Raw genomic sequence first — 20,669 nt, 5'->3', positions numbered from 1 at the left:
TCCTCAGAACGCGGGGCGCGTCGCGAGCGGCGTCGCCGACTGGGCGCTCGACTCGTAGGCCGCCTCGACAAGAGCCATCGTCATCCATGCATCCTCGACCGAGGATACGAGTTCATCATCCTCGCCGGATACAAACCTCTGCAGGTTCGCCATGCGTCCAACAAAGGCATCGGGAAACCACGTGCCCTTCAGCGGCACGGCCACCCACTCGGAGCCGCCCTTCGGCTTGATCTCCAGGATGTCAGGCTCGCCATTCGGGTAGTCGAGATTGACACCGAGCTGAACGTAGGCCGCTCCCTCCGTCCCGCAGATCCGGAAGTCGCACGCCTGGTGCCTGCGACCGAAGGCGTGATCGTGATTGATGGAGACGGCACACCTGACCCTGTCGCCATAATCGAGAATGGCCGTGGTGCGCGTCTGCGCCATCTTGTGGTTCGGGTGGCCGATCGATTTGGCATGGACGCCCTTCGGATCTCCGAGAATCTGACGGATGGCGTCGAGATAGTGGATCGAATGCATCGCGATCTCGATGCGGGGAAGTCCTTCCAGAAAGGACCAAAGGCCCCAGGGCGTATCGAGCGCGAGGTGCACTTCGAAATCGACGACGTCACCCAGCATCCCCTTGGCAATGGCATCTTTCAGCGCCAGCAACATCGGCGCGAAGCGCAGCTGGAAATTGACCGCCGCCGTCAGGTTCTTTGCACGGCAGATTTTCAGTATCTCGCTTGCCGCCGCGAGGTCCGAGCCCATCGGCTTCTGAATGAGGGCCGCGGCTCCATCAGGCAGGGCTGCGAGAACGGCGGCGTGCGCATTCGGCGGTGTTGCGAGATCGAAGATCGCATTCTCGACCGCAGTCGCTTCCGTAATCGTCCGGAATGCCGTCACATCCCATTTGTCCGCCAGCGCCCTCGCCTTCTCGTAATCGGGGTCGTAGAGACCGGCGATCGGCAGACCACCTTTGCGATAGGCGGGAAAGTGCGCATCGCCAACAATAGAGCCCGCGCCGAATGTGACGATTGGGCGTGGTTTCGAAGGTAAGGGCCAGGACTGAGCCAGACTATCGGGATTAAACTCAGCCATGGAAAAACACTTCCTCCATGCCAGCCCACCATTCGCCGGCTTTGCGGGTCGTGAGCGGTTCCTGGCAAGGCATGCAGACGGCCCACCACTCCTGCGTCTTCGGGTCGGCGGCCATCTTGGCCATGTCGGCTTCGTAATTGTCGCCGGCGTAATCGAAGACTGAGAACAGCAGGTTCTCGGGTTCCTTCAGGAAGATCGAGTAGTTCCGGATATTGCATGCGGAGATCATCGCCAGCACGTCGGGCCAAACGGCTGCATGCAGGCGCTTGTATTCGTCGATCTTTTCGGGCTTCAGCCCGATGACCATACCCATGCGCGTCATCGCTTAACCTCCCTGCCTGATCTCGCGTTCGAACTCGCCGATCGAGCGGGAAGAAATCGCATCCCAATCCCAATCGATGCCAAGGCCCGGCGTCGAAGGCGCAAGCGCCATCCCCTGCTCGATCTTCAGCCTCGAGCTTGTGATATCGTCCAGCTGAGGAATGTACTCGACATATTTGCCGTTCGGCACGGCGCAGGTCAGGCTTACGTGCAGTTCCATCAGGAAGTGCGGGCAAACGGGCATATCGAAGGCTTCGGCGGCATGCGCGACCTTCAGCCAAGGCGTGATCCCGCCGATACGGCCGGCGTCGACCTGCACGATCGAGCAGGCACCCTTCTGCATGTACTCGCGAAAATGCCGTATCGAATAGAGAGACTCGCCGACGGCAACAGGTGTCGAGCTGGCACGGTTGAGCCGGACGTGCCCATCAATGTCGTCGGCAGGCAGCGGTTCTTCCAGCCAGCCGAGGTCCAGTTCCCGCAAGCGTTCAGCCCGGCGGATCGCCTCGTCGACGGTAAATCCCTGGTTGGCATCCGTCATGATCTCGTAGCCATCACCGACGGCCTTGCGGACCGCTGACAGGCGCGCGAAATCCTCGGAGCCATGCGACTTGCCGATCTTCACCTTGGACCCGGTAAAGCCCTTGGATTTCGCATCCAGAGCGTCCTCGACCAAGGCCTCTGTCGAGATATGAAGCCAGCCGCCCTCGGTCGTGTAGAGTGGGCAGCGGTCCTTCGCGCCGCCCGCAAGCTTCCACAACGGCAGACCTTGTTTCCGAGCGCGCAGGTCCCAAAGCGCTGTGTCGATAGCGGCGAGCGCGATCGAGGTAATGGCGCCGATGGTCGTTGCGTGGGTCGCAAACTCCAGTTCGTGCCAGATCGCCTCGATCTGGTCGGCGTCGCGACCAAGCAAGCGCGGCGCGAGGTGATCGGCGAGAAGCCGCATGACGGAGGAACCGCCGGTGCCGATCGTGTAACTGTAACCGGTACCGCGGGCACCATCACTGTCTGTGATGGTAACGAGCGGCGTTTCCTGGCTGACAAAGCTCTGGATGGCGTCGGTACGCTCGACCTTCGGGCGAAGGTCGACCATCCTCAGTTCGATGCGCTCGATCTTGGCCATTATCGTCAGACCCTCAACGTGCGGCCGCTATCGCGGTCGAAGAGGTGTGCTTGTGCAAGATCGAAGCAGAAGTTCACCCGTTCGCCGGGTCGCAGAGGGCGCGGATTCAACATACGGCCGACCCACTCGGCATTTCCGAAATCGGAAAACACCAGGGTTTCGTTTCCGAGCGGCTCGGTCAGCGTCACCGGCAGATCCTGCGAATGCACATCGGCTTCGTGGCCGGAGTGGAGACCGTGTCCGGTCGGATAAAGATCGTCGGGGCGAAGGCCGAAGGTAATCTTCTGGCCAACGCTCACGCGGTCGCGGAAGCGCGCGGGGATCGGGAGACGATCACCGTTTTCGAAGACCACCTGCCTGTCCGCGATCTCGGCATCCTTGAGGTTCATCGGCGGCGATCCGATGAAGCCTGCGACGAACTTCGACTGCGGCCGCTGGAACACGTCCTCCGGTGTTCCCACCTGTTCGATGCGGCCGTCGCGCATGATGACGATGCGGTCTGCGAGCGTCATGGCTTCAACCTGATCGTGGGTAACGTAGATCACGGTCGATTTGACCTTGGCATGAAGCTTCTTGATCTCGACGCGCATCTGCGTCCTGAGCTTCGCGTCGAGGTTCGACAGCGGCTCGTCGAAGAGAAAGACATCAGGATTACGCACGATGGCGCGACCCATAGCAACGCGCTGACGCTGACCACCGGACAATTGCGAAGGACGGCGGTCCAGAAGATGCGTAAGGTCGAGCGTCCGGGCCGCTTCATCTACGCGCGGGACGATCTCTTCCGGCTTCATTCCTGATATCTTCAGCGAGAAGCCCATGTTCTCGCGTACCGTCATATGCGGGTAAAGCGCGTAGGACTGGAAGACCATGGCGAGATTGCGTGAACGCGGCGGCAGATCGTTGACGACGCGGCCATCGATCTTCAGGTTGCCACCGGAGATCGGCTCGAGACCGGCGATCATTCGCAGCGTCGTGGACTTGCCGCAGCCCGAGGGGCCGACGAGTGCAATGAACTCGCGATCGGCGACTTCCAGGTCGATACCGTGGACAACGTCAAGGGAACCGTAGCGCTTGACCAGTTTTTCGAGGGAGACGGTTGCCATGGTTTATCCTTTGACTGCGCCGGAGGTGAGGCCGGAAACCAGATGCTTCTGGACGATGAAGGTCAGAACGAGGGCGGGAACGATCATGACCACGGCCAGCGCGCACATGCCGCGCCAATCGATGGTGAATTCGGCGGTGTAATCCAGCAATCCGACCGGGAGGGTCTTGGAATTGACAGAGCGCGTAAGCTGCGAGGCGAGCGCAAACTCGTTCCAGGAGGTGAGGAAAGCGAAAATGCCAGCCGACGCGATGCCCGGCCCGGCAAGCGGAAACTCGACCTGCCAGAAAGCCTGCCAGCGCGTGCAGCCATCGATCTGAGCTGCCTCTGCCAGATCCTTCGGCACCTGCCGAAAGAATCCGTCGATCAGCCAGATGGTGAACGGCACATTCAGTGCGACATAGGCGATGATCAGCCCGAAGTGCGTGTCGATGATGCCAAGCTTCGAATAGACGAAGAACAGCGGCAAGGACAGCGCGATGCCGGGGACCGTGCGCGTCAGCATCAGGCTGAGGAAGATCGACGACTTTGCGCGGAAGCGGAAGCGGGCAAAGGCGTAACCGCCTGCCATACCGATCGCGAGTGCAATTGCCGTGGAGGTCACGGAAATGATGAGCGAGTTGGTGAAGTAGCTGACGATCGGAATGCCGCCTTGGCCAAGCCCGGAGAACATTGCGACGTACGCGTCGGCGGACAAGGATTCAGGCACCCAGACCGGCGGCTTCGACATGATCTCGACCGTAGGACGGAAAGAAGAAAGGACGATCCACAGGCCAGGCATGCAGATGACTGCCATGGCGAGGAACAGACCGATCTTGTGAGCGACCGACAGGACGAAGCCGGTGTAGCGCGCTTTTGAGTTTTCGTTCATCTCACCACTCCGCGGCGATCTGGGTCCGCGCCGCCGAAAGCTTGCGGAAGAAATAGACGGTGAAGACTATGGACAGCAGGATCGCCGCGTAAGCCATGGCATTCGCCAAGCCCATCCGGGCGTCGGCATAGGCCGTGCGAGATACCAGCGTCCAAAGCAGTTCGGTACGCTTCGCCGGGCCGCCATCCGTCATGATCTTGACGATGTCATAGGCTCTCGCGACATCGAGGGAACGGATGGTCATCGCGATATAGGCAAACGGCATGACGAACGGCCAGGTGACATAGCGGAAAGTCTGCCCTGGTGTGCAGCCATCGACGCGAGCGGCCTCGATCGGCTCTTTCGGCATGGCGAGCAGTCCGGCAAGGATCAGGATCGCGAACACGGACGTGGAGGACCAGACCTCGGCAACCAGGATGGCCACGAAGGCGAGTTGCCCGTCGATCAGCCAGGGGATCGCCCGATCGGTCAGTCCAAGCGACTGCAGCGCGTTGTTGATGAGCCCGATATTGTCGTTGAACATGAACTTGAACTGGAAGCCGACGAGGATCGGCGAGAACATCATGGGAAACATCATGATGGTACGCAGCGCCCGCTGGCCCGACGTAGCCTTTTCAACCAGCATCGCAAGCCCAAGCCCCAGCAGCATTTCCACGTTGAGCGCGACCGTCAGCAGGAGCACAGTCCGGCCAAATGCGGTCCAGAACTCGATGTCCGTCAGAATGCGCGTGTAGTTGCGGAAACCAACGAATGTGTAAAGCGATGCCGGTTGCGTCAGCCGGAACGCGGTGAAGCTCGAATAGAGTGAAAGAACGAGCGGAATGATGACGACGGCCGCGAGCACCACGATGGCGGGCAGCAGAAGCAGAAACGGCGCCGGGGGTCTCCAGCCTTTCATGCCTAGGCTTCTCCTGTCTTGTCTAATCAAAGGGAGGACCATGCCTGCCGGCAACCGGCAGCGCTCAGCCCTCGTCAAATTTACGGGAATGATGAATGTGGCGCCGGCGTACCGGCGCCACGATCAGGCGATTAAAGCTCGCCCGAATCCTCAAGGATCTGCGTCGCCTTCTTGGCGGCGGTATCCAGCGCTTCCTTGGAGCTCTTGTCGCCAAGGATGGCAGCCTGGAGCTCCGGATAGACGGCGTTCGAAATTTCGATCCACGACGGCGTCTGCGGAACGGCGAAAGCGTGCTTTGCAGCTTCCTGGAATGCCGTCAGGACTTCCTTCTTGTAAGGATCGTTCTCGGCCTGCTTGATATCCCAGTCCCACACGGCTGTGCGGGTCGGCAGCGGACCGCCGGCGGATTCAAGCTTCTGACTATCTTCGTTGGTCAGGAACCAGACGAGCGAGGCGGCAGCGTCCTTGTTGGCGCAGCTTTCCGTAACCGAGAAGCCGTGATGACCGGACCAGCCCGTGCGCTTGCCGGACGAGCCGGCCGGCTGCACCTTCACGCCGACATTGCCGGCAACCTTGGACGACTTCGGATCGTTGAAGAAGCTTGCCCAGCCAGGCCAATCGAGGTTGATCGCGATGGTGCCGGACGCAAAGCCCTGGCCGAGGTCGTCCCAGAGATAGTTCGTCGTACCAGCCGGAACAGCCTTCGCCTTGTAGAGATCGACGAACCAGTCGAGCGCGCGAACGCCGGCTTCCGAGTTGAAGGCAGGCTTGCCGTCGGCATCGAGATATTCGCCGCCTTCGGCGACCAGCATTTCATAGAAGCGGCCGTTGATCGCCTCTTCCTTGCCTGCAAACTGGGTGCCGTAGAACTCAGGCGGCTTCGCGAAGAACGCAGCCTGATCCGCGACCTGCTGCCAGGTGTCCGGCGGCGTCAGCTCGTAGCCGTACTTTTCCTTGAACGCTGCCTTCTTGGCGTCGTCCTGGTAAAGGCTCTTCTGATAGTAGAGAGCGGACACGTCGAACTGGGCGCGCGGCAGCATCACGAGCTTGCCACCCAACGTGGAAGACTTGATGTTCGCCGGCACGAAGGCGTCGATCTCTTCCTTCGGAAGGAGCTTCGACAGGTCCGTGTAGATATCCGGATACTGCGGCGCAAAGGACGAGTGGTTGGAACCAACGCACCACGTTATATTGCCCGTCGCGATATCGGACTTGATTTCCTTGTCGAGCTCGAAGTGGTTCTTCTTCGACAGGATATTCACCTTTGCTCCGGTGGCCTTCTCCCATTCAGCAATACGGGCATAAAGGCCTTCGTACTGCTGACCACCAATGAGCTTTGCGTCAATCGTGACGCCCTCGTATTTGCCCGGCAGCTCCACTGCGAACGCGCCTCCCGCCAGGGCGCACATAACTGCGCCGGCTGCGACGCCGGCTAGAAATCTCGACATCTGCTCCTCCCGATGTGAGCCCTCACCAGTGAGAGCTTCATTCATATACAAACCATTTATTCGCCCATCGTCAAGCCCTTTGGCAAGAAACAACGCCCTTTCTCACAAGTCGGGGATTGTCAGGTCACGATTATGTGCATATGAATTTGATTATTCACTGGAGAGCACCCGTGTCGGAAGACGAAAGCGATCGTTACAGGGCACCCGCACTGGACAAGGGGTTGGATATCCTGGAGCTGCTGGCCGGCGTTGACGGCGGGCTCACGCAAGCAGAGATCGCCAAGCGGCTCGATCGCAGCCCCAATGAGTTCTACCGCATGCTCGACCGCCTCGTTCGACGCGGCTACGTGACACGCATCGACGGCGACCGCTTCTCGTTGACACTGAAGCTGTTCGGGCTCGCTCAACGGCATGCGCCGGTCCGCCGCCTTGTCTCTTTCGCCGTGCCGCTCATGCGCGAGCTTGCTGAAGCATCGCGGCAGGCGAACCAGCTCGTCGTCTTCGACCGCGGCAACCCTGTCGTCATCGCCCAGCAGGAAGCGCCTGGTTATTGGGGGATTTCAATCCGTGTCGGGTCGCGAATCAGCCTCTTCGACACAGGCTCCGGACATGTTCTGCTGGCCTTCCGCTCGCCGGTCGAGCGCGAGCGCATGATTGCCGAGAACAGCGCCGACGGTAAGGATGCAGGGCTCGCGCCGGACTTCCTGGCTCGCCTCGATCTTATTCGCTCGCGCGGCTACGAGATGATGCCGAGCGCGCAAACGGCAGGCGTCATCAATCTGTCCGCGCCGGTGCTGAGCGCCGACGGCACGGCGATCGCCGCGTTGACGGTTCCCTATATCACGCTGATCAACACACCGGATGCTCCGGACATATCGACGACATTGCATCTGATCAGCCAGACCACGCGAAACCTTTCGGAACTGGCCGGCGCCGGACTGAGCGACGATGAAGTCTAGATTTTCCTGTGAATGATTGATTCGTATGCGCGTCGCCTGTGATGGCGTCGCGCATTGAATCTATTTGCCCAAGCGAGGCAGTCGTTTTCGCCGGAAAATCAGCGGAAGCTCTTCTCAAACAGCTGATTGAGATCATCGATCGCAACGACTGCTCGTTCGGTGCCCGTGACCGCCTGATTGATGCGCTGCGAGGCAGCCTCCTGGAAGGGCATGTAGCCATCGTGCCGGGGCCGCAACCAGGCGCCTTCGAGCGTCTTTCTTGTATTGCGGTAAAAGGACAGCGTGGCCTCGTTGGCTCCATCATCTTCCCAGCCGGCGGCATGGCCAGGCTGGCCACCGCTTTGCCAGTATCGACCAGCTTGCACGTTGCCGCTGGCGATCCAATAGGCGAAATCGATCGCCGCCTGCCTGTTGGCGCTGAAGGCCGAAACCGCAATTCCCGTGCCGCCGAGTGCGGAGCCGAGCGGAGCGCTGGCGCCGGCAAGCGGAATGTCGGCAAAGGCAATGCGATGGGACAGGAAACCATCAAGCGTATAATTTACGTAGCCATAGACCAACGGCGCGAGGCTGTAGCGCGAGCCGCTCTCCGCCATGCGGTCCAGGACGGCAATGGGATCCATGGTGACGCAAAGGGGATCGATGAGACCGACCAGCTCGCGGATCATCTCGATCGCCAGCGTTCCGATCTCGCGATCGACGAATGGCTTTTCCCGATCGACAGAGCACGGTCTCCCAAGCTGGCCCGCCAGCGTGAACAGGCACATCAGCGAATGGGGCGGACGCAATGGAAGCAGCACTTCACCCGCTTTCGCGAGCGCAACGACGTCCTGCCATTGCTCCGGCGCCGCGGCCATCCGATCCGGGCGCCAGGCCTGGACCTGGGTCGCTGCATCGATCGGAAACGCCCATTGCCTTCCCTGCCAATTATAGCTCGGGAACGAGGCGCCAACGGTACCTTTGGCAAGGGCTGCGAAAGGCGCCTCACGTCCCTCTTCATCCAGGGGCGCAAGGCAGTTTTCCGCGGTAATCTGACCGACGTGGGGATGGTCGATGACGATCAGGTCATAGTTGCGGGCGAGTTCTTCGACCGGATAGCTCTCGAAATCCTGAAGCGACCGCTTGTCCCAGGTGACGGAAACACCGGTCTTCTCCAACCAGTCCTGTGAACAGGCAACCATCGGGTCATAGCCGCGAGGATGGCTCCAGGTCATTCCCTTCAGGGTAATCATGCTTCGAACTCCCTGCGGATATCAGCGCTGTGTTCTCCAATCCGCGGCGCGGCACGGTCGGACGTCGGGCGTTTGCCGTTGACGCGGATCGGGGAGCGGGTGGTGCCGATGGAGACATCATCTTCTCGCGTAACCGTCTGCAGCATATCGAGAATGCGGAAGCCCTCGCTCTGCAGCAGTTCGGACCATTGCAACACCTTCGCGCACCAGATGTCGGCGGGTTCAAGGATGGAAAGCCAATGATCGACCGTGTGCGTGGCGATGCGACTTGCGATGACCTGCTTGATCTCGTCCCGTTTCGTGAACCAAGCCTTGCTGTCGTCGCGGTAGGGCTGCAGCTCAACCAGTTCCAGCAGATCCTGGAGTTTGCCGATCGGCATCATCGCGATCGCCAGATAGCCGTCACTCGCCGGATAGACGCCGTAGGGAGCGGACAGATAGGCGTGGGCGCTGCGGAAATCCGAGCGCTTCGGCGCGCGGCCGCCATCGTTGAGATGCGTGGTCAGCACCTCGAACTGGAAGTCGACGAGGCTCTCCAGAAGGCTTGTCTGAATATGCGCTCCCTTGCCGGAGATCCCGCGCCTGACGAGCGCGGCGAGAATGCCTTGGCACGTGTTGGCACCAGCCAGCATATCAGCGACCGCCAGTCCAAACGGAACGGGGCCCTGCTGCTCATCGCCGTTCAGCCACATGACACCTGATCGCGCCTGCGCTAGTAGATCCTGGCCGGGACGCATAACCCAGGGGCCTTCCTCGCCATAGCCGCTGATCGACGCATAGACGATCGACGGATTGATCGCTTTCACAGCCTCGTAGTCGAGCCCGAGACGCTCAACGACACCCGGCCGGAAATTCTGGATCACCACGTCGGCCTTGGCGAGAAGCGTGCGCAGGAATGCGAGGTCTTTTTCGTTCTTTAGATCGATCGAGAGACTTTCCTTGCCACGATTGATGGCGTGGAAGAGCGTGGAATCGCCGCCGACTTCCGTGTCGCTCAGATACAGCCGGCGGGAAAGATCGCCGCCATCAGGCCTCTCGATCTTGATGACGCGAGCGCCAAGATCAAGCAGTCGCAGCGAGCAGTATGGCCCGGACAAAAACTGGCTCAGGTCGACCACAGTGAGGCCGGCGAGCAGCCCGGTATCGTCTTGCATTCCTATCCTCCCCGGCATTACGCAGCAGATAATTCTTATCTGAATGGATCGTTCATATATGAGCTAGCGATTTTTGGTTGTCAACATCGCGCCCGGCATGGAGGTCATGATCGCCGAGGATAGCGAGATAGAGATGAGATCGAGAAAATCGGGAGATGGACGAGCGACGGAGACCTTTGGCGCCAAGCGTCAAACAGAAAGCCAGCCGAGATTGTATCGCACTGTAGCATCGGGTCCGCCGGTACAAACGGTTACAGGAAGCAGCTTCGTCAGACATACTGGCGATACGCGAGATCGGTTTAAGCAGGCTGTCTTTTTTGAAACCGAGAGGAACCCCAATGTCTTTCCGCAATACTTTATTTGGTACCGCCGCCGCAGCCGCCCTGCTCCTGTCAGGACAAGCCTTCTCCGCGGACAAACCCACAATCGTTCTCGTTCACGGCGCCTTCGCGGAATCGGACAGCTGGAACGGGGTCATTAAAGATCTTCAGGCGGATGGCTATAGCGTCATCGCGGCAGCAAACCCGCTGCGCGGCGTGAATAGCGACGCGAAAGCGGTTTCAGCGCTCCTGACGAGTGTAAAGGGTCCGGTTGTTCTGGTCGGCCACTCCTACGGCGGCAGCGTCATATCGGACGCGGCAACCGGGCATGACAACGTCAAGGGTCTGGTCTTTGTTGCCGCCTTTGCGCCGGAGGCCGGCGAGAGCGCGGTTGCACTTAGCGGGAAGTTCCCAGGAAGCACGCTGGCGCCGACCCTCGCACCGCCGGTAGCCCTGCCTGATGGCGGCCACGATCTCTACATTGATCAGGCGAAGTTTCCCGAGCAGTTCGCCGCGGATGTTCCGAAGCAAGAGGCCAAGCTGATGGCGGCGACACAGCGGCCGATCGCTGAAGCGGCGCTTGGCGAACCGGCTGGCAAGCCAGCGTGGAAGACCATCCCGTCCTGGTTCGTCTACGGCGACGCCGACAAGAACATCCCGCCGGCCGCGCAAGAATGGATGGCGAAGCGCGCGGGATCGAAGGAAACCGTCGTCGTTAAGGGCGGATCCCATGTCGTCATGGTTTCACATCCCGAAACCGTTGCACGGCTGATCGAGAAGGCAGCATCGGCTCATTGACAAGCCGACAACGAACGCGACCGGTCGTGAAACAACGGCCGGTCTCCGGTCAAAATGCTGGAATAGGGATAGGCACACGCCAGCCCACAGGAGCCACCGCACGGTACCAGACTGCGCATTGTGTATTTCGGTGACGGGAACCGGCTAAATCTGCCGGCTCATACCGGATCCGACGAGTAACGACTTATGTCTCGCGGAAATAGCCTCGCACGGAGTGAGGCGCGATCGCGCACGGCAGTAAAACTCGCCGCACGCGCAATCCACGGCAGGGGCATCCCCTCGCCGGCGGCAACTAAGCTTAGCGACCGAATACTGCGCGCTTGATTTCGCCGCGGGACAGACCGATGTCCTTCAATGCTGCGTCATCGAGCTGCGAGAGCTGACGGTATGCCTTGCGAAGCTGGATAAATTCGCTGATCTTGCTGCCTATTTTCATATCACACCTTTAATCGTTGTTGGCGAATTCTATAGCACCTTGCCTTCAAGATGAGCATTTCAGATTTCGCATGGGTGTAATGCTGCAATGCAATATCTCGCGGCAGGCGCCGATTTCCGTCGCAAGTCTCTTATGACCGCAGCCCATTGACGAGCGGTCATTTTGCAGTGTGCTCATTTGCCTGTATCTAAAAATGATGAGAGTCGAGACAGCCGACACCGAAGATGCCTCAAGAGGCGCTAAGCCCATCTCGCGGCGCGTCATCGGCTATGCGCGTATTTCGCCCGACGCGCATCAGACCGATACACAGGTGGCAGAATTGCGCGCCGCCGGCTGCGATCAAATTCGTCAGGATCATGCCTCCGGGGCGTCCGACAATCGGCCTGTGCTTGAGAAGGTCTTGAGTGAACTTACTGAGGGCGAAACGCTTGTTGTTACGGACCTCGACCGGATGGGCCGATCGGCGGCGAACCTTCTGCAGCTGATAGAGCATCTATTGGCTCGGGGCATTCATTTTCGATCGCTGCACGATCCTATCGATACCATCACATCGCAAGGTATGTTTGCGTTGCAGGTCCTTGGCGCCGTTGTCAGGCTCGACCGGTCCGTCACGGCGGAGCGAACCAAAGCCGGCATGAAGGCCGCGAAAGCGAAAGGCAAGCTCGCCGGCAATCCGGGCCTGCGCGATGGGCTGCCGGAAGCAAGGGCAGCAATTTCAAGAGCGCGCGAAAAGGCCTATCTCGACGAACTGCGATCGTCGTCGGAGAGTTGGCTGCCGGTTGTCCAGCAACTGCGTCCGCAGCACGGCTGGGAAAACATTACGCTCATCCTCAATCGGCGCGGGCAGGACTGGACGGTCGAGCGACTGCGGCGTGCCGTCCATAGAATGGTTCGCGAGAATCTCGCCGATCCGGAACTGCTTGCGCGCTCCAGCCGTCGCATCCCCGAGGATCGGTTGATGAAGCTCGTGGCTGCGGTGGCGATTGCCGATCCGACACTTTCACTGCGTGGCATCGCCGCGCAATTGGACGCTATGGGCGAGCGTCCGGCGCGCGGCGGACGGAAATGGCAGCCCTCCTCCGTCAGACACTTTCTGGACGAGGCCCACCGCTTTGGACTGCTCCCTCGTTGAAGGCAGTGGCTGGCTGGAAGCTGCCAGGCCGGGAGCGCACGGGCATGGTATTTACAGCGGCCTACCGGCCGTTCGCGCTCTCAAAGCGCGGATGGTCTCCCTTATATCGATCAAGACCAGGCTAGTGGGTGCGCGCTGGGAAGCTTCTGTAACAGCGGGTTAAAACATAGTGTCGCGGCGGCGGTCTACCTCCGCGATAAATGATCGCGTACAGCGTCAGTCTTGCCGGGAAACTTTGCAACTAGGTCGTCACATCCAAACGCCATCGAACGCGTGAATACACGCGCCCAACCGCCAGGCTACGAGGCAGTCTTCGGGGAGAACCTACCGCCTTCTGTAACCTCGTTACGTTGGCATTTACCGTTACGTACTTACGCGCGGGCGAAAGGCGTTCAAATTTCCTCTAGTCGAAAGCGAAAACCCGCTCCGGCAACGGCCACGCGTGCCGACCACAAGGAGAGCAGAATGCTGAACGACCGGATCTCAAGGAGAACGCCATGACCCGGAGAATCTCCAGAAGACTTCTCAGCGCTACCGCCGCACTGGCGATGGCCCTGACGTCATCGACATTCATGACGCCATCGATGGCCCAACAGGCCACGCCAACCACACCGCCGGCCACGGACACCGCTCCGTCGCAAGACGCCTCCAAGCCGAACATCCTCGTGATCTTCGGCGACGATATCGGCCAGACCAACATCAGCGCCTATTCGTTCGGCTTGGTAGGTTATAAGACGCCGAACATCGACCGGATCGCCAAGGAAGGCATGATGTTCACGGACTATTATGCCGAGAACAGCTGCACGGCCGGGCGCTCCACCTTCATCACCGGACAGGTTTGCCTGCGCACCGGGCTTTGCAAAGTCGGCATTCCCGGCGCGACCGTCGGACTGCAGCCTCGCGACATCACCATCGCCCAGGCCCTGAAGCCGCTCGGCTATTCAACCGGCCAGTTCGGCAAGAACCATCTCGGCGACCGGGACGAATTCCTGCCCACCAAGCATGGCTTCGATGAGTTCTTCGGGAACCTCTATCATCTCAACGCCGAGGAAGAGCCCGAGCGTCCCTACTATCCCAAGGACGACAAGGAGTTCGTCCGGACGAACTCACCGCGCGGCGTGCTGAAAGCCTCGGCGGACGGAAAGATCGAGGATACCGGAGCCCTGAATACCAAGCGCATGGAGACGATCGACGACGAGACGACCGCCGCCGCGATCGACTTCATCGGTCGGCAATCCAAGGCGGGCAAGCCGTTCTTCACATGGATGAACACGACGCGCATGCACGCCTTCACGCATGTGCGCGCTTCCATGCAGGGGCAGAGCGGCATGCCCGGCAACGACTACGCCGACGGCATGCTCGAGCACGACGGCGACGTCGGTAAGCTGCTCAAGGCGCTGGACGACTTCGGGATCGCGGACAACACAATCGTCGTCTACACGACGGACAACGGTCCGAACCAGTGGTCATGGCCGGACGCCGCCACGACCTCGTTCCGCAGCGAGAAGGATACCAACTGGGAAGGCGCCTTCCGCGTTCCGGCCATGGTTCGCTGGCCAGGCCACATCAAGGCCGGAGAAGTGTCGAACCAGATGATGTCCGGCCTCGACTGGTTCCCCACGCTCGTCGCCGCGGCTGGCGACGCCGATATCAAGGACAAGCTGCTCAAGGGGACGTCGATAGACGGAAACCAGTTCAAGGTTCACCTCGACGGCTACAACCAGCTTCCATATCTAACGGGGCAGCACCCGAAGTCCGCCCGAAACGAGTTTTTCTACTTCAATGACGACGGCCTTCTCGTTGCATATCGCTGGGACGACTGGAAGCTCGTCTTCTCCGAACAGCGCCAGCCGGGTGGCTTCCAGGTCTGGGCCAACCCGTTCACGAGCCTTCGCGTGCCGAAGGTCTTCAACCTTCGCATGGATCCCTTCGAACGGGCCGATACAGTTTCCGACCAGTATTACGACTGGATGACCAAGAATGCCTATCTCGCCCAGTACGGTGTCTGGAGGGTTGCACCGTTCCTTCAGACATTTAGGGACTATCCGCCGAGCCAGCGGCCCGCAAGCTTCAGCGTCGACCAGATGATCGACGCGTTGATGAGCTCCCTGGATCAAAGCCCGGCGAGCGCAAAATAGGCTGCCTCAAGACGTAAAGCGGGCGCGTCCGAAATGGACGCGCCCGTCACGTAAAGGAATGCTGCAATTCGCTTCGATCTATTGAGCGGCGACGGTCGTTGGCTTTGTGATCGAGAGCGGCATCGAGATCGTCAGGAACACAGAGTCTCCCTCGGCACGATTCTCCACCGCGAACTCATGAAAATACTTGATGCGGGCGGAAACCGGCAGCTCTCCGGCCATGAAGGTGTAGCCGATCGTTGCGCCAATCGCTGCTACGCGGCCCTTGAAGGCGCCACGGGCGCCGGCGCCGCTATCCCCCGTCACCTGATCATAATAATAGCCAACGAGGCCGGCGTCGAACTGCTGATTGAAGTGCTGAACAGCAGCCCATTCAAAATGGAACTCGTTGCCGGTCCGATAGTCGGTCGCGGGGTTTTCGGCGTTGAAGGTCATGCCGACGACGCCGGAGAGGTCCAAGCCGATGTTCGGATCGAGCCAGGTTCCGGCGGCGTAAACATCAGCTCCCCAGTGATGGAAGGCAATGTTGGAAATCTCGCCCTTTTGGTAGTCGCCGATCGGGATATTGACCAACGTTCCGACCTGCCAATGAAAATTGCCCGCCTCCCAGCCGATAAAGGCACCGGCAAGGGGGTCGCCAACCGTAAAGACCGTATCCGTGACGCCGCCCGTGGCCGTTCCGCCCAAAGGTCCAGCCAGGGTCACGTCGGCATCGGTCTCCTTCCAGCCGACGGGAAGCGATCCACTCAGTCCAATGTGACCGCCAGCGACCTCTTCCGGCAGTATCCAGATGACCGTGGGTATCTCGATCGCTGCCTTTCCTTCCACGCCGACAGCAAGGCGCCCGCCGGTCGGAAGCTGCCGTCCGCCGCCGAGGTCTCCCGAGTAATAGTAGAAGTCGTTCTGAAAATAGACGCCAGCCGGCGGCGTGATAGCTGCGGCCGGACCTTTTGACCCGAGAAGATAGAACCCGGCGCCACCCTCGGCAGCCTGCGCTAACCCTGGCGCGACGACGGCCGTTACCGCGGCGAGAAAAATCTTCCTGTTCAATCCGCTACGCATCATGTCGACCTCGCTTCCAAACACGTTTTCGAAAAAACAGCCCATGCATAAGCTGCAGCTTCTTCGCACAAGCTTTTTCCAGACTGACCACGAAGGCCGCCGAAGATGAATTTGCTGAATCAGGGGTGACAAAACGTGCGGAACACGCAAGTACGCAACGGTAACAGTAACCGTTGTTCGTTTGCGTTCACTTGTCTTCGGAGCTTGCCAGCTGGTTTGAAGAGAAACGGGCGCCCGCTTTGACGAGCCCCGCCTTCAACTCGTCCGGCAGAGGTAGCAGCGCAAATCGCTCTTCTCCCGAGCGCTCAAAGGCGGGATCCAGCGAGCGAAGCTCCTCCAGTCGCTCGACCGCCTCCGGCGATTGGAGTTCGCCGAGCGCTGCGGTTCGCAGAACCTGCACGGAAAAGTCTCTGCCGTTGATTTGCTCGGCAAGCAGCGAGGCCTCGGAGTACTGCTTGCGCGCATACGCGTCGAACGCCAGTACCATCAGTGCGTCCCGAGGAGCCGCGTCCGACATTCCCGTTGCCTCACGTGCCATGGACACCCCGGCGGCGCCAAAGCCCGATCGGTAAAGCACCAAGGCAAACGCTGCCGTCGCATCCGGGCTGTTCGGATTAAGCGATATCGCGCGGTTTCCCGTTTCGATCGCTGCGACCTTCTTGCCGGTCGCGAACTGGGCGACCATCAATGCGGTTTGTGCACGCTCCGACAGCGGAGCTTCGGCCGTTGCCTTGCGCGCAAGTTCAACTCCCGCAACCACGTCGGCGGTCGCGGTGCTGTCGGAAAGCAGGATGCGCGAAAGCACTGCCGTGGCATCTGATATTCTCGGGTTACGCGAAAGCGTCGTATCCAGGCAACGTCGGCTGGCAGCGATCTGGTCGGGACCGCCGGTCTCCAGCGCGTATTCAGCCCGCAGGACGCAGGCGTTTCCAATCGCATCCTCCGGGCTTTCTCGCAGTTCCGCGTCGTTGATAACGCTCCTCGTCGGTGCAAACCGCCGTGCTAGGGCATCGGCGACCTCCTGAATCACCAGCGATTGACCGCGCCCCGTCGCCCCGATGTTCTCAAGGCCAGACTTCAAAACGTCACCGGAACTGCTTTGGACGACTTGCCACCATGCTCTCCTGTTACCGCTGTCGCCGTAATATCGAATGTCGATCTCGTAGGTGCGCCCCACCCGGTTCGCCGCTCTGGCGGCCGCGTAACGAGGTTCTGCAATAGTCAGCGTTTGGAACCTGCTTAGCGCGGAAACCAGGGACTCGCGAACAAGGCTAGCCTCTTGCATCAGCTCTGAATCGGCAGCTTCGAGCTTCACATATACGATTGGCTTTTCGGTCCAGTCTGGGTCCCCGAGAAGCCGCCACACTGCGAACAAGGCAGCAGCGCAAACGCTGGCAACAGCAGCAGTTGCATAGAGAGCCGCAGGCGGAGGCAGGCGACGGCGCTGGTCAACGGTACTCGACACCTCCTGCTCAGTGGAAGCGCTCTCGGCCACCCCGACAACCGTGTCTGCCGGAGTTTCTTCTTGGCCTGCTCTGTAGAAGCGTGTGAGGTAGCTGCCTCGGGGGATTTGCACTCGAATGCCGCCGGTCGCCCCGTAGGCCTCGTAATAACTGTCGAGCGCCGAACGCAGTCGGCTCATCTCAATACGAACGATAGGATCGATTCCCGCCTCGAAAGCGCTGGTACGGCCGAGCACATCGATTGCAATGCAGTAGGCTTTCACGCCTTCCTTGTTGCCTGAGAACCGTCGCTCCGCGAGATAGCGTAGCAACTCCCTTTGCCGCTCTGAAAGATGAAGTCGCCCATCGCCGAGAAGTCGCTCGATCTCGGCACGCGCCTCGTCCATTGACACTTCCGCGATATTCTCGCTCTGAACTTCACCACGCATGGCATCCCTCGAAACAATCGACCAGGCACAGGCAGAAGAAGTCAATTTATGACGGATATTACATCTAGTTGCAATCGGTGAACGTAATATAACCGAAAGGTGATTATTTCGCGGGCGTGTCACCCGCCGGGCTCTTCTCCAGCATGTACCTGATCACATCGTCTTCGATATCGACGCAGAGCTGCTCGTATTCGACGATCAACGGACATTCCGAACGGTCTCGCTCCTTGAGCATGTTTTCAAGAGCAACCGAGGCCTCCTCATAGGCCTCGAAGAGATCGTGAAGCGAGGGCATCGTGGCCGCGAGAATTTGCAGCCGGCCTCTTGATGAAGGCAGCTTCAGCATCAGCCTCCACAGTCCTCGCTGGGCGGCTTTTCTTCCATTTCCCACCGCCTCGTTGCGCTCGTTCATTGCACAACCCCGTCTCCCGGATGACAGAAGCTCAAATTAGGCGACGCTGAGCCAGCGGGGAAGTACGTAACGGTAAACGCGAGCCGCATCGTCGGGCCAACGTTGCTGTTACCGTTACAGACTGGCGTCCATGGGGGAGACATGGCTTGATGCTATTCCAGCAATAGGAGTAGCCATGAAGCTCTGGATGATACTTGCGTTCGCTGCCTTGTCCTCCGGTACCGCAGTCGCTCAAGAGCACTCAGACGTCAACGCCGGTGTGAAATTCCAGTTCCCGATAAGAAAGCTCGCAGAATGAAATGGCTGGCGTCGCTTCTGTTTGCACTCCTCGTCGCCTTTTCGGCCCACGCCCAAGCGCCATCGGCCGAGCAGAAAGTCGATGAACTCCTCAAACTTCTCAAAGATCCTGAGGTGCAATCTCTGCTTGCCGAGCGCAAGGGCGCAGCAACCACGGCACCGTCAGTTGCTGCCGACAAGCCAGCACTTGCGGGGTGGGAGACCGGTGTCAGAACCCGCATCGATGCGATCGTCTCTGCCGTTCCCCGCATTCCTGCGGAGATCGGAGCAGCAGCCACCCGTACCAGGCAAGATGCCATCTCACATGGCTATGCACCCGTATTCATCATCTTTGCCGCACTGGTCGCGGTAGGCCTTGCAGCCGAATGGCTTTTCCGAAGATACAGACCCCGTTCCGATGGCGTATTGGGCAGGCTTGCGCCGGTCGCGATTTTCGCTGCAACGATGGCGATTGTCTTCTTCGCCGTCGACTGGCCACCGCTCGCACGCGTGACCCTGCTCGCCTACCTGTCCGCATTCGTGCTGTATCGGCTGGGTTCGGTTCTCATCGTACTTGCGCTTGGGCACCAACGCCCGCTTCGTCTAAGGGCGCGCATCCTTCTCGCCGTGGTGATTTTTGCTGCCGCCAACGCGGTCCTAGGGGCGCCGCTTGGCGTTGATCCCGCTGTATCGGCTGCCCTTTCCTACTGCTTTTCGATTGTCATTCTTGTGCTTGCAATCGAGGCGTCTTGGTCCACGTCGCTCAAGCCGCGCGCTTCGAGGGCGGCGCTGACGGTGTTTCTCGTCGCCGTCTGGCTGTTGTGGTGCCTCGATCTCCAGGGCTTGTTCTGGCTCGGTATTTACGCGCTCGTTCTTCCCGGTATTCTCCGCGGCGTCGGGCAGGCTGCCGAGGAATTCTCTTCAGGCGCCGCAGGCTCGCTCCGCAGCGTTATCGTCGCGAGAGGCGCGCGAGCGATCGTCATCACGTTCGCCGTCGCATGGCTTGCCTTCGTCTGGGAGATGAATTCCGACGGTTTCGCCCACAACGATCCGCTGGTCAGGGCTCTGTTCTATGCCCTGCTGAAAAGTGTTCTGGTGCTGCTGGTGGCCGACCTCCTCTGGCAACTCGCGAAAAGCTGGATCGACAGAGCCCTCGCGACATCAACGGATGCCACCGCTCTTCCACCTGCCGATGCCGCCCGCCGGGCACGGTTTCGGACACTGCTGCCGATCTTTCGCAACGCCTTGGCGGTGATCGTCGCCGTGATGGCCGGCTTGATCGTGCTGTCCGAGCTCGGCGTGCAGATTGGTCCGCTGATCGCGGGTGCCGGCATTTTCGGCGTCGCGATCGGCTTTGGTTCACAAACGCTGGTCAAGGATGTCATCAGCGGCGTCTTCTATATGCTCGACGATGCATTCCGTGTCGGGGAATACATTCAAGCGAAGAGCTACAAGGGAACAGTTGAGGGATTCAGCCTGCGTTCCGTACGCCTGCGCCATCATCGCGGCCCGGTATTCACGGTGCCCTTCGGCGAACTCGGGGCGGTCGAGAACATGAGCCGAGACTGGGTCATCGACAAATTCCGCATCAATGTCGCCTATGACACGGATATCGAGAAGGCACGAAAGATAGCAAAGCGCATCGGTGCTGAACTCGCCGAGGATGCGGAGCTTGGGCCCCTGTTCATCCAACCCTTGAAGATGAAGGGCGTCGAGGAATTTGGCGACTACGGCATCGTCCTCAGCTTCGCCATGACAACCGTGCCGGGTATGCAGACCTATATCAGGCGCAAGGCCTACGCCAAGATCAGAGAAGCATTCCAGGCCAGCGGCATCGAGTTTGCACAACCCACAGTTCAAGTTGGCGGCGACGACAAGGGCGGTGGCGCGGCCGCGGCGAGCGCCGTCCGCGTCCTGCAGGAAAAGTCGGCGGCCGTGGAGTGACGTTGCCCCCTCGACACCCGATCGATCGTGAGTTGCAGCCTGCAATCACTCACGTACTTTTATCCGAGTAGATCG

The 20,669-nt window shown here is 60.0% G+C and carries 18 protein-coding genes; 5 read left to right on the top strand and 13 right to left on the bottom strand.

The features are described 5' to 3' along the window. Positions 1–3: 3 nt before the first annotated feature. From ASE04_RS09295 to ASE04_RS09265, 7 genes are all read right to left on the bottom strand, one after another. On the bottom strand, positions 4–1,080 hold the full coding sequence (locus ASE04_RS09295; RefSeq protein WP_056815515.1) for a Gfo/Idh/MocA family protein: 1,077 nt from the start codon (positions 1,078–1,080) through the stop codon (positions 4–6). Next, a complete protein-coding gene (locus tag ASE04_RS09290) occupies positions 1,073–1,402 on the bottom strand; it encodes an L-rhamnose mutarotase (protein WP_056815512.1) in 330 nt (109 codons plus the stop codon). The genes ASE04_RS09295 and ASE04_RS09290 overlap by 8 nt, the downstream gene beginning before the upstream one ends. A 3-nt stretch (positions 1,403–1,405) precedes the next feature. Further along, a complete protein-coding gene (locus ASE04_RS09285; protein WP_056815509.1) occupies positions 1,406–2,524 on the bottom strand; it encodes a mandelate racemase/muconate lactonizing enzyme family protein in 1,119 nt (372 codons plus the stop codon). A gap of 5 nt (positions 2,525–2,529) precedes the next feature. After that, positions 2,530–3,627, bottom strand: coding sequence for an ABC transporter ATP-binding protein (locus tag ASE04_RS09280; RefSeq protein WP_056815507.1), 1,098 nt, complete (start codon positions 3,625–3,627; stop codon positions 2,530–2,532). A gap of 3 nt (positions 3,628–3,630) precedes the next feature. Then, positions 3,631–4,497 carry a carbohydrate ABC transporter permease gene (locus tag ASE04_RS09275; protein WP_056815505.1) on the bottom strand — a complete coding sequence of 289 codons (867 nt, stop codon included), beginning with the start codon at positions 4,495–4,497 and terminating at the stop codon, positions 3,631–3,633. Position 4,498: 1 nt separating this feature from the next. Then, positions 4,499–5,395: a carbohydrate ABC transporter permease gene (locus tag ASE04_RS09270; protein WP_056815502.1), complete on the bottom strand. Its 897-nt coding sequence runs from the start codon at positions 5,393–5,395 to the stop codon at positions 4,499–4,501. A gap of 131 nt (positions 5,396–5,526) precedes the next feature. Continuing rightward, positions 5,527–6,843, bottom strand: a complete 1,317-nt coding sequence (locus ASE04_RS09265; protein ID WP_056815499.1) for an ABC transporter substrate-binding protein — start codon at positions 6,841–6,843, stop codon at positions 5,527–5,529. A gap of 170 nt (positions 6,844–7,013) precedes the next feature. On the opposite strand from ASE04_RS09265, the gene ASE04_RS09260 reads away from it, so the two are divergent. Continuing rightward, entirely contained in the window at positions 7,014–7,802 is a 789-nt protein-coding gene (locus ASE04_RS09260) for an IclR family transcriptional regulator (RefSeq protein ID WP_056815496.1), read from the top strand. Between the two features lie 98 nt (positions 7,803–7,900). On the opposite strand, the gene ASE04_RS09255 is transcribed toward ASE04_RS09260, so the two are convergent. Then, positions 7,901–9,031: an extracellular solute-binding protein gene (locus tag ASE04_RS09255; RefSeq protein WP_056815493.1), complete on the bottom strand. Its 1,131-nt coding sequence runs from the start codon at positions 9,029–9,031 to the stop codon at positions 7,901–7,903. Next, positions 9,028–10,185, bottom strand: a complete 1,158-nt coding sequence (locus tag ASE04_RS09250; RefSeq protein WP_056815490.1) for a CaiB/BaiF CoA transferase family protein — start codon at positions 10,183–10,185, stop codon at positions 9,028–9,030. Before ASE04_RS09250 ends, ASE04_RS09255 begins: the two co-directional genes overlap by 4 nt. Positions 10,186–10,523: 338 nt before the next feature. Between ASE04_RS09250 and ASE04_RS09245 the strand changes: the two genes are divergently transcribed. Then, a complete protein-coding gene (locus tag ASE04_RS09245) occupies positions 10,524–11,303 on the top strand; it encodes an alpha/beta fold hydrolase (protein ID WP_056815488.1) in 780 nt (259 codons plus the stop codon). A 298-nt stretch (positions 11,304–11,601) separates the two neighbouring features. Here the strand turns inward: ASE04_RS09245 and ASE04_RS29885 are convergent, their stop codons facing one another. Further along, entirely contained in the window at positions 11,602–11,739 is a 138-nt protein-coding gene (locus ASE04_RS29885) for a DUF1127 domain-containing protein (protein WP_082597296.1), read from the bottom strand. Positions 11,740–11,935: 196 nt separating this feature from the next. Between ASE04_RS29885 and ASE04_RS09240 the strand changes: the two genes are divergently transcribed. Continuing rightward, on the top strand, positions 11,936–12,871 hold the full coding sequence (locus tag ASE04_RS09240; protein WP_056815674.1) for a recombinase family protein: 936 nt from the start codon (positions 11,936–11,938) through the stop codon (positions 12,869–12,871). 497 nt (positions 12,872–13,368) lie between these two features. Next, entirely contained in the window at positions 13,369–15,009 is a 1,641-nt protein-coding gene (locus ASE04_RS09235) for an arylsulfatase (protein WP_056815485.1), read from the top strand. A 78-nt stretch (positions 15,010–15,087) separates the two neighbouring features. Here ASE04_RS09235 and ASE04_RS09230 read toward each other — a convergent pair whose 3' ends face one another. From ASE04_RS09230 to ASE04_RS09220, 3 genes are all read right to left on the bottom strand, one after another. Continuing rightward, positions 15,088–16,074, bottom strand: coding sequence for a SphA family protein (locus ASE04_RS09230; RefSeq protein ID WP_244490370.1), 987 nt, complete (start codon positions 16,072–16,074; stop codon positions 15,088–15,090). 184 nt (positions 16,075–16,258) lie between these two features. Continuing rightward, on the bottom strand, positions 16,259–17,962 hold the full coding sequence (locus ASE04_RS09225; RefSeq protein ID WP_082597295.1) for a tetratricopeptide repeat protein: 1,704 nt from the start codon (positions 17,960–17,962) through the stop codon (positions 16,259–16,261). A gap of 103 nt (positions 17,963–18,065) precedes the next feature. Next, entirely contained in the window at positions 18,066–18,374 is a 309-nt protein-coding gene (locus ASE04_RS09220) for a hypothetical protein (protein WP_056815479.1), read from the bottom strand. A gap of 294 nt (positions 18,375–18,668) precedes the next feature. Here ASE04_RS09220 and ASE04_RS09215 point away from each other — a divergent pair, with 294 nt between their 5' ends. Next, positions 18,669–20,594 carry a mechanosensitive ion channel family protein gene (locus ASE04_RS09215; RefSeq protein WP_056815475.1) on the top strand — a complete coding sequence of 642 codons (1,926 nt, stop codon included), beginning with the start codon at positions 18,669–18,671 and terminating at the stop codon, positions 20,592–20,594. The last annotated feature ends 75 nt before the right edge of the window (positions 20,595–20,669 follow it).

This window comes from Rhizobium sp. Root708 (assembly GCF_001429725.1).
GTDB lineage: Bacteria > Pseudomonadota > Alphaproteobacteria > Rhizobiales > Rhizobiaceae > Rhizobium.
This window is presented reverse-complemented; position numbering and strand designations above follow the sequence as displayed.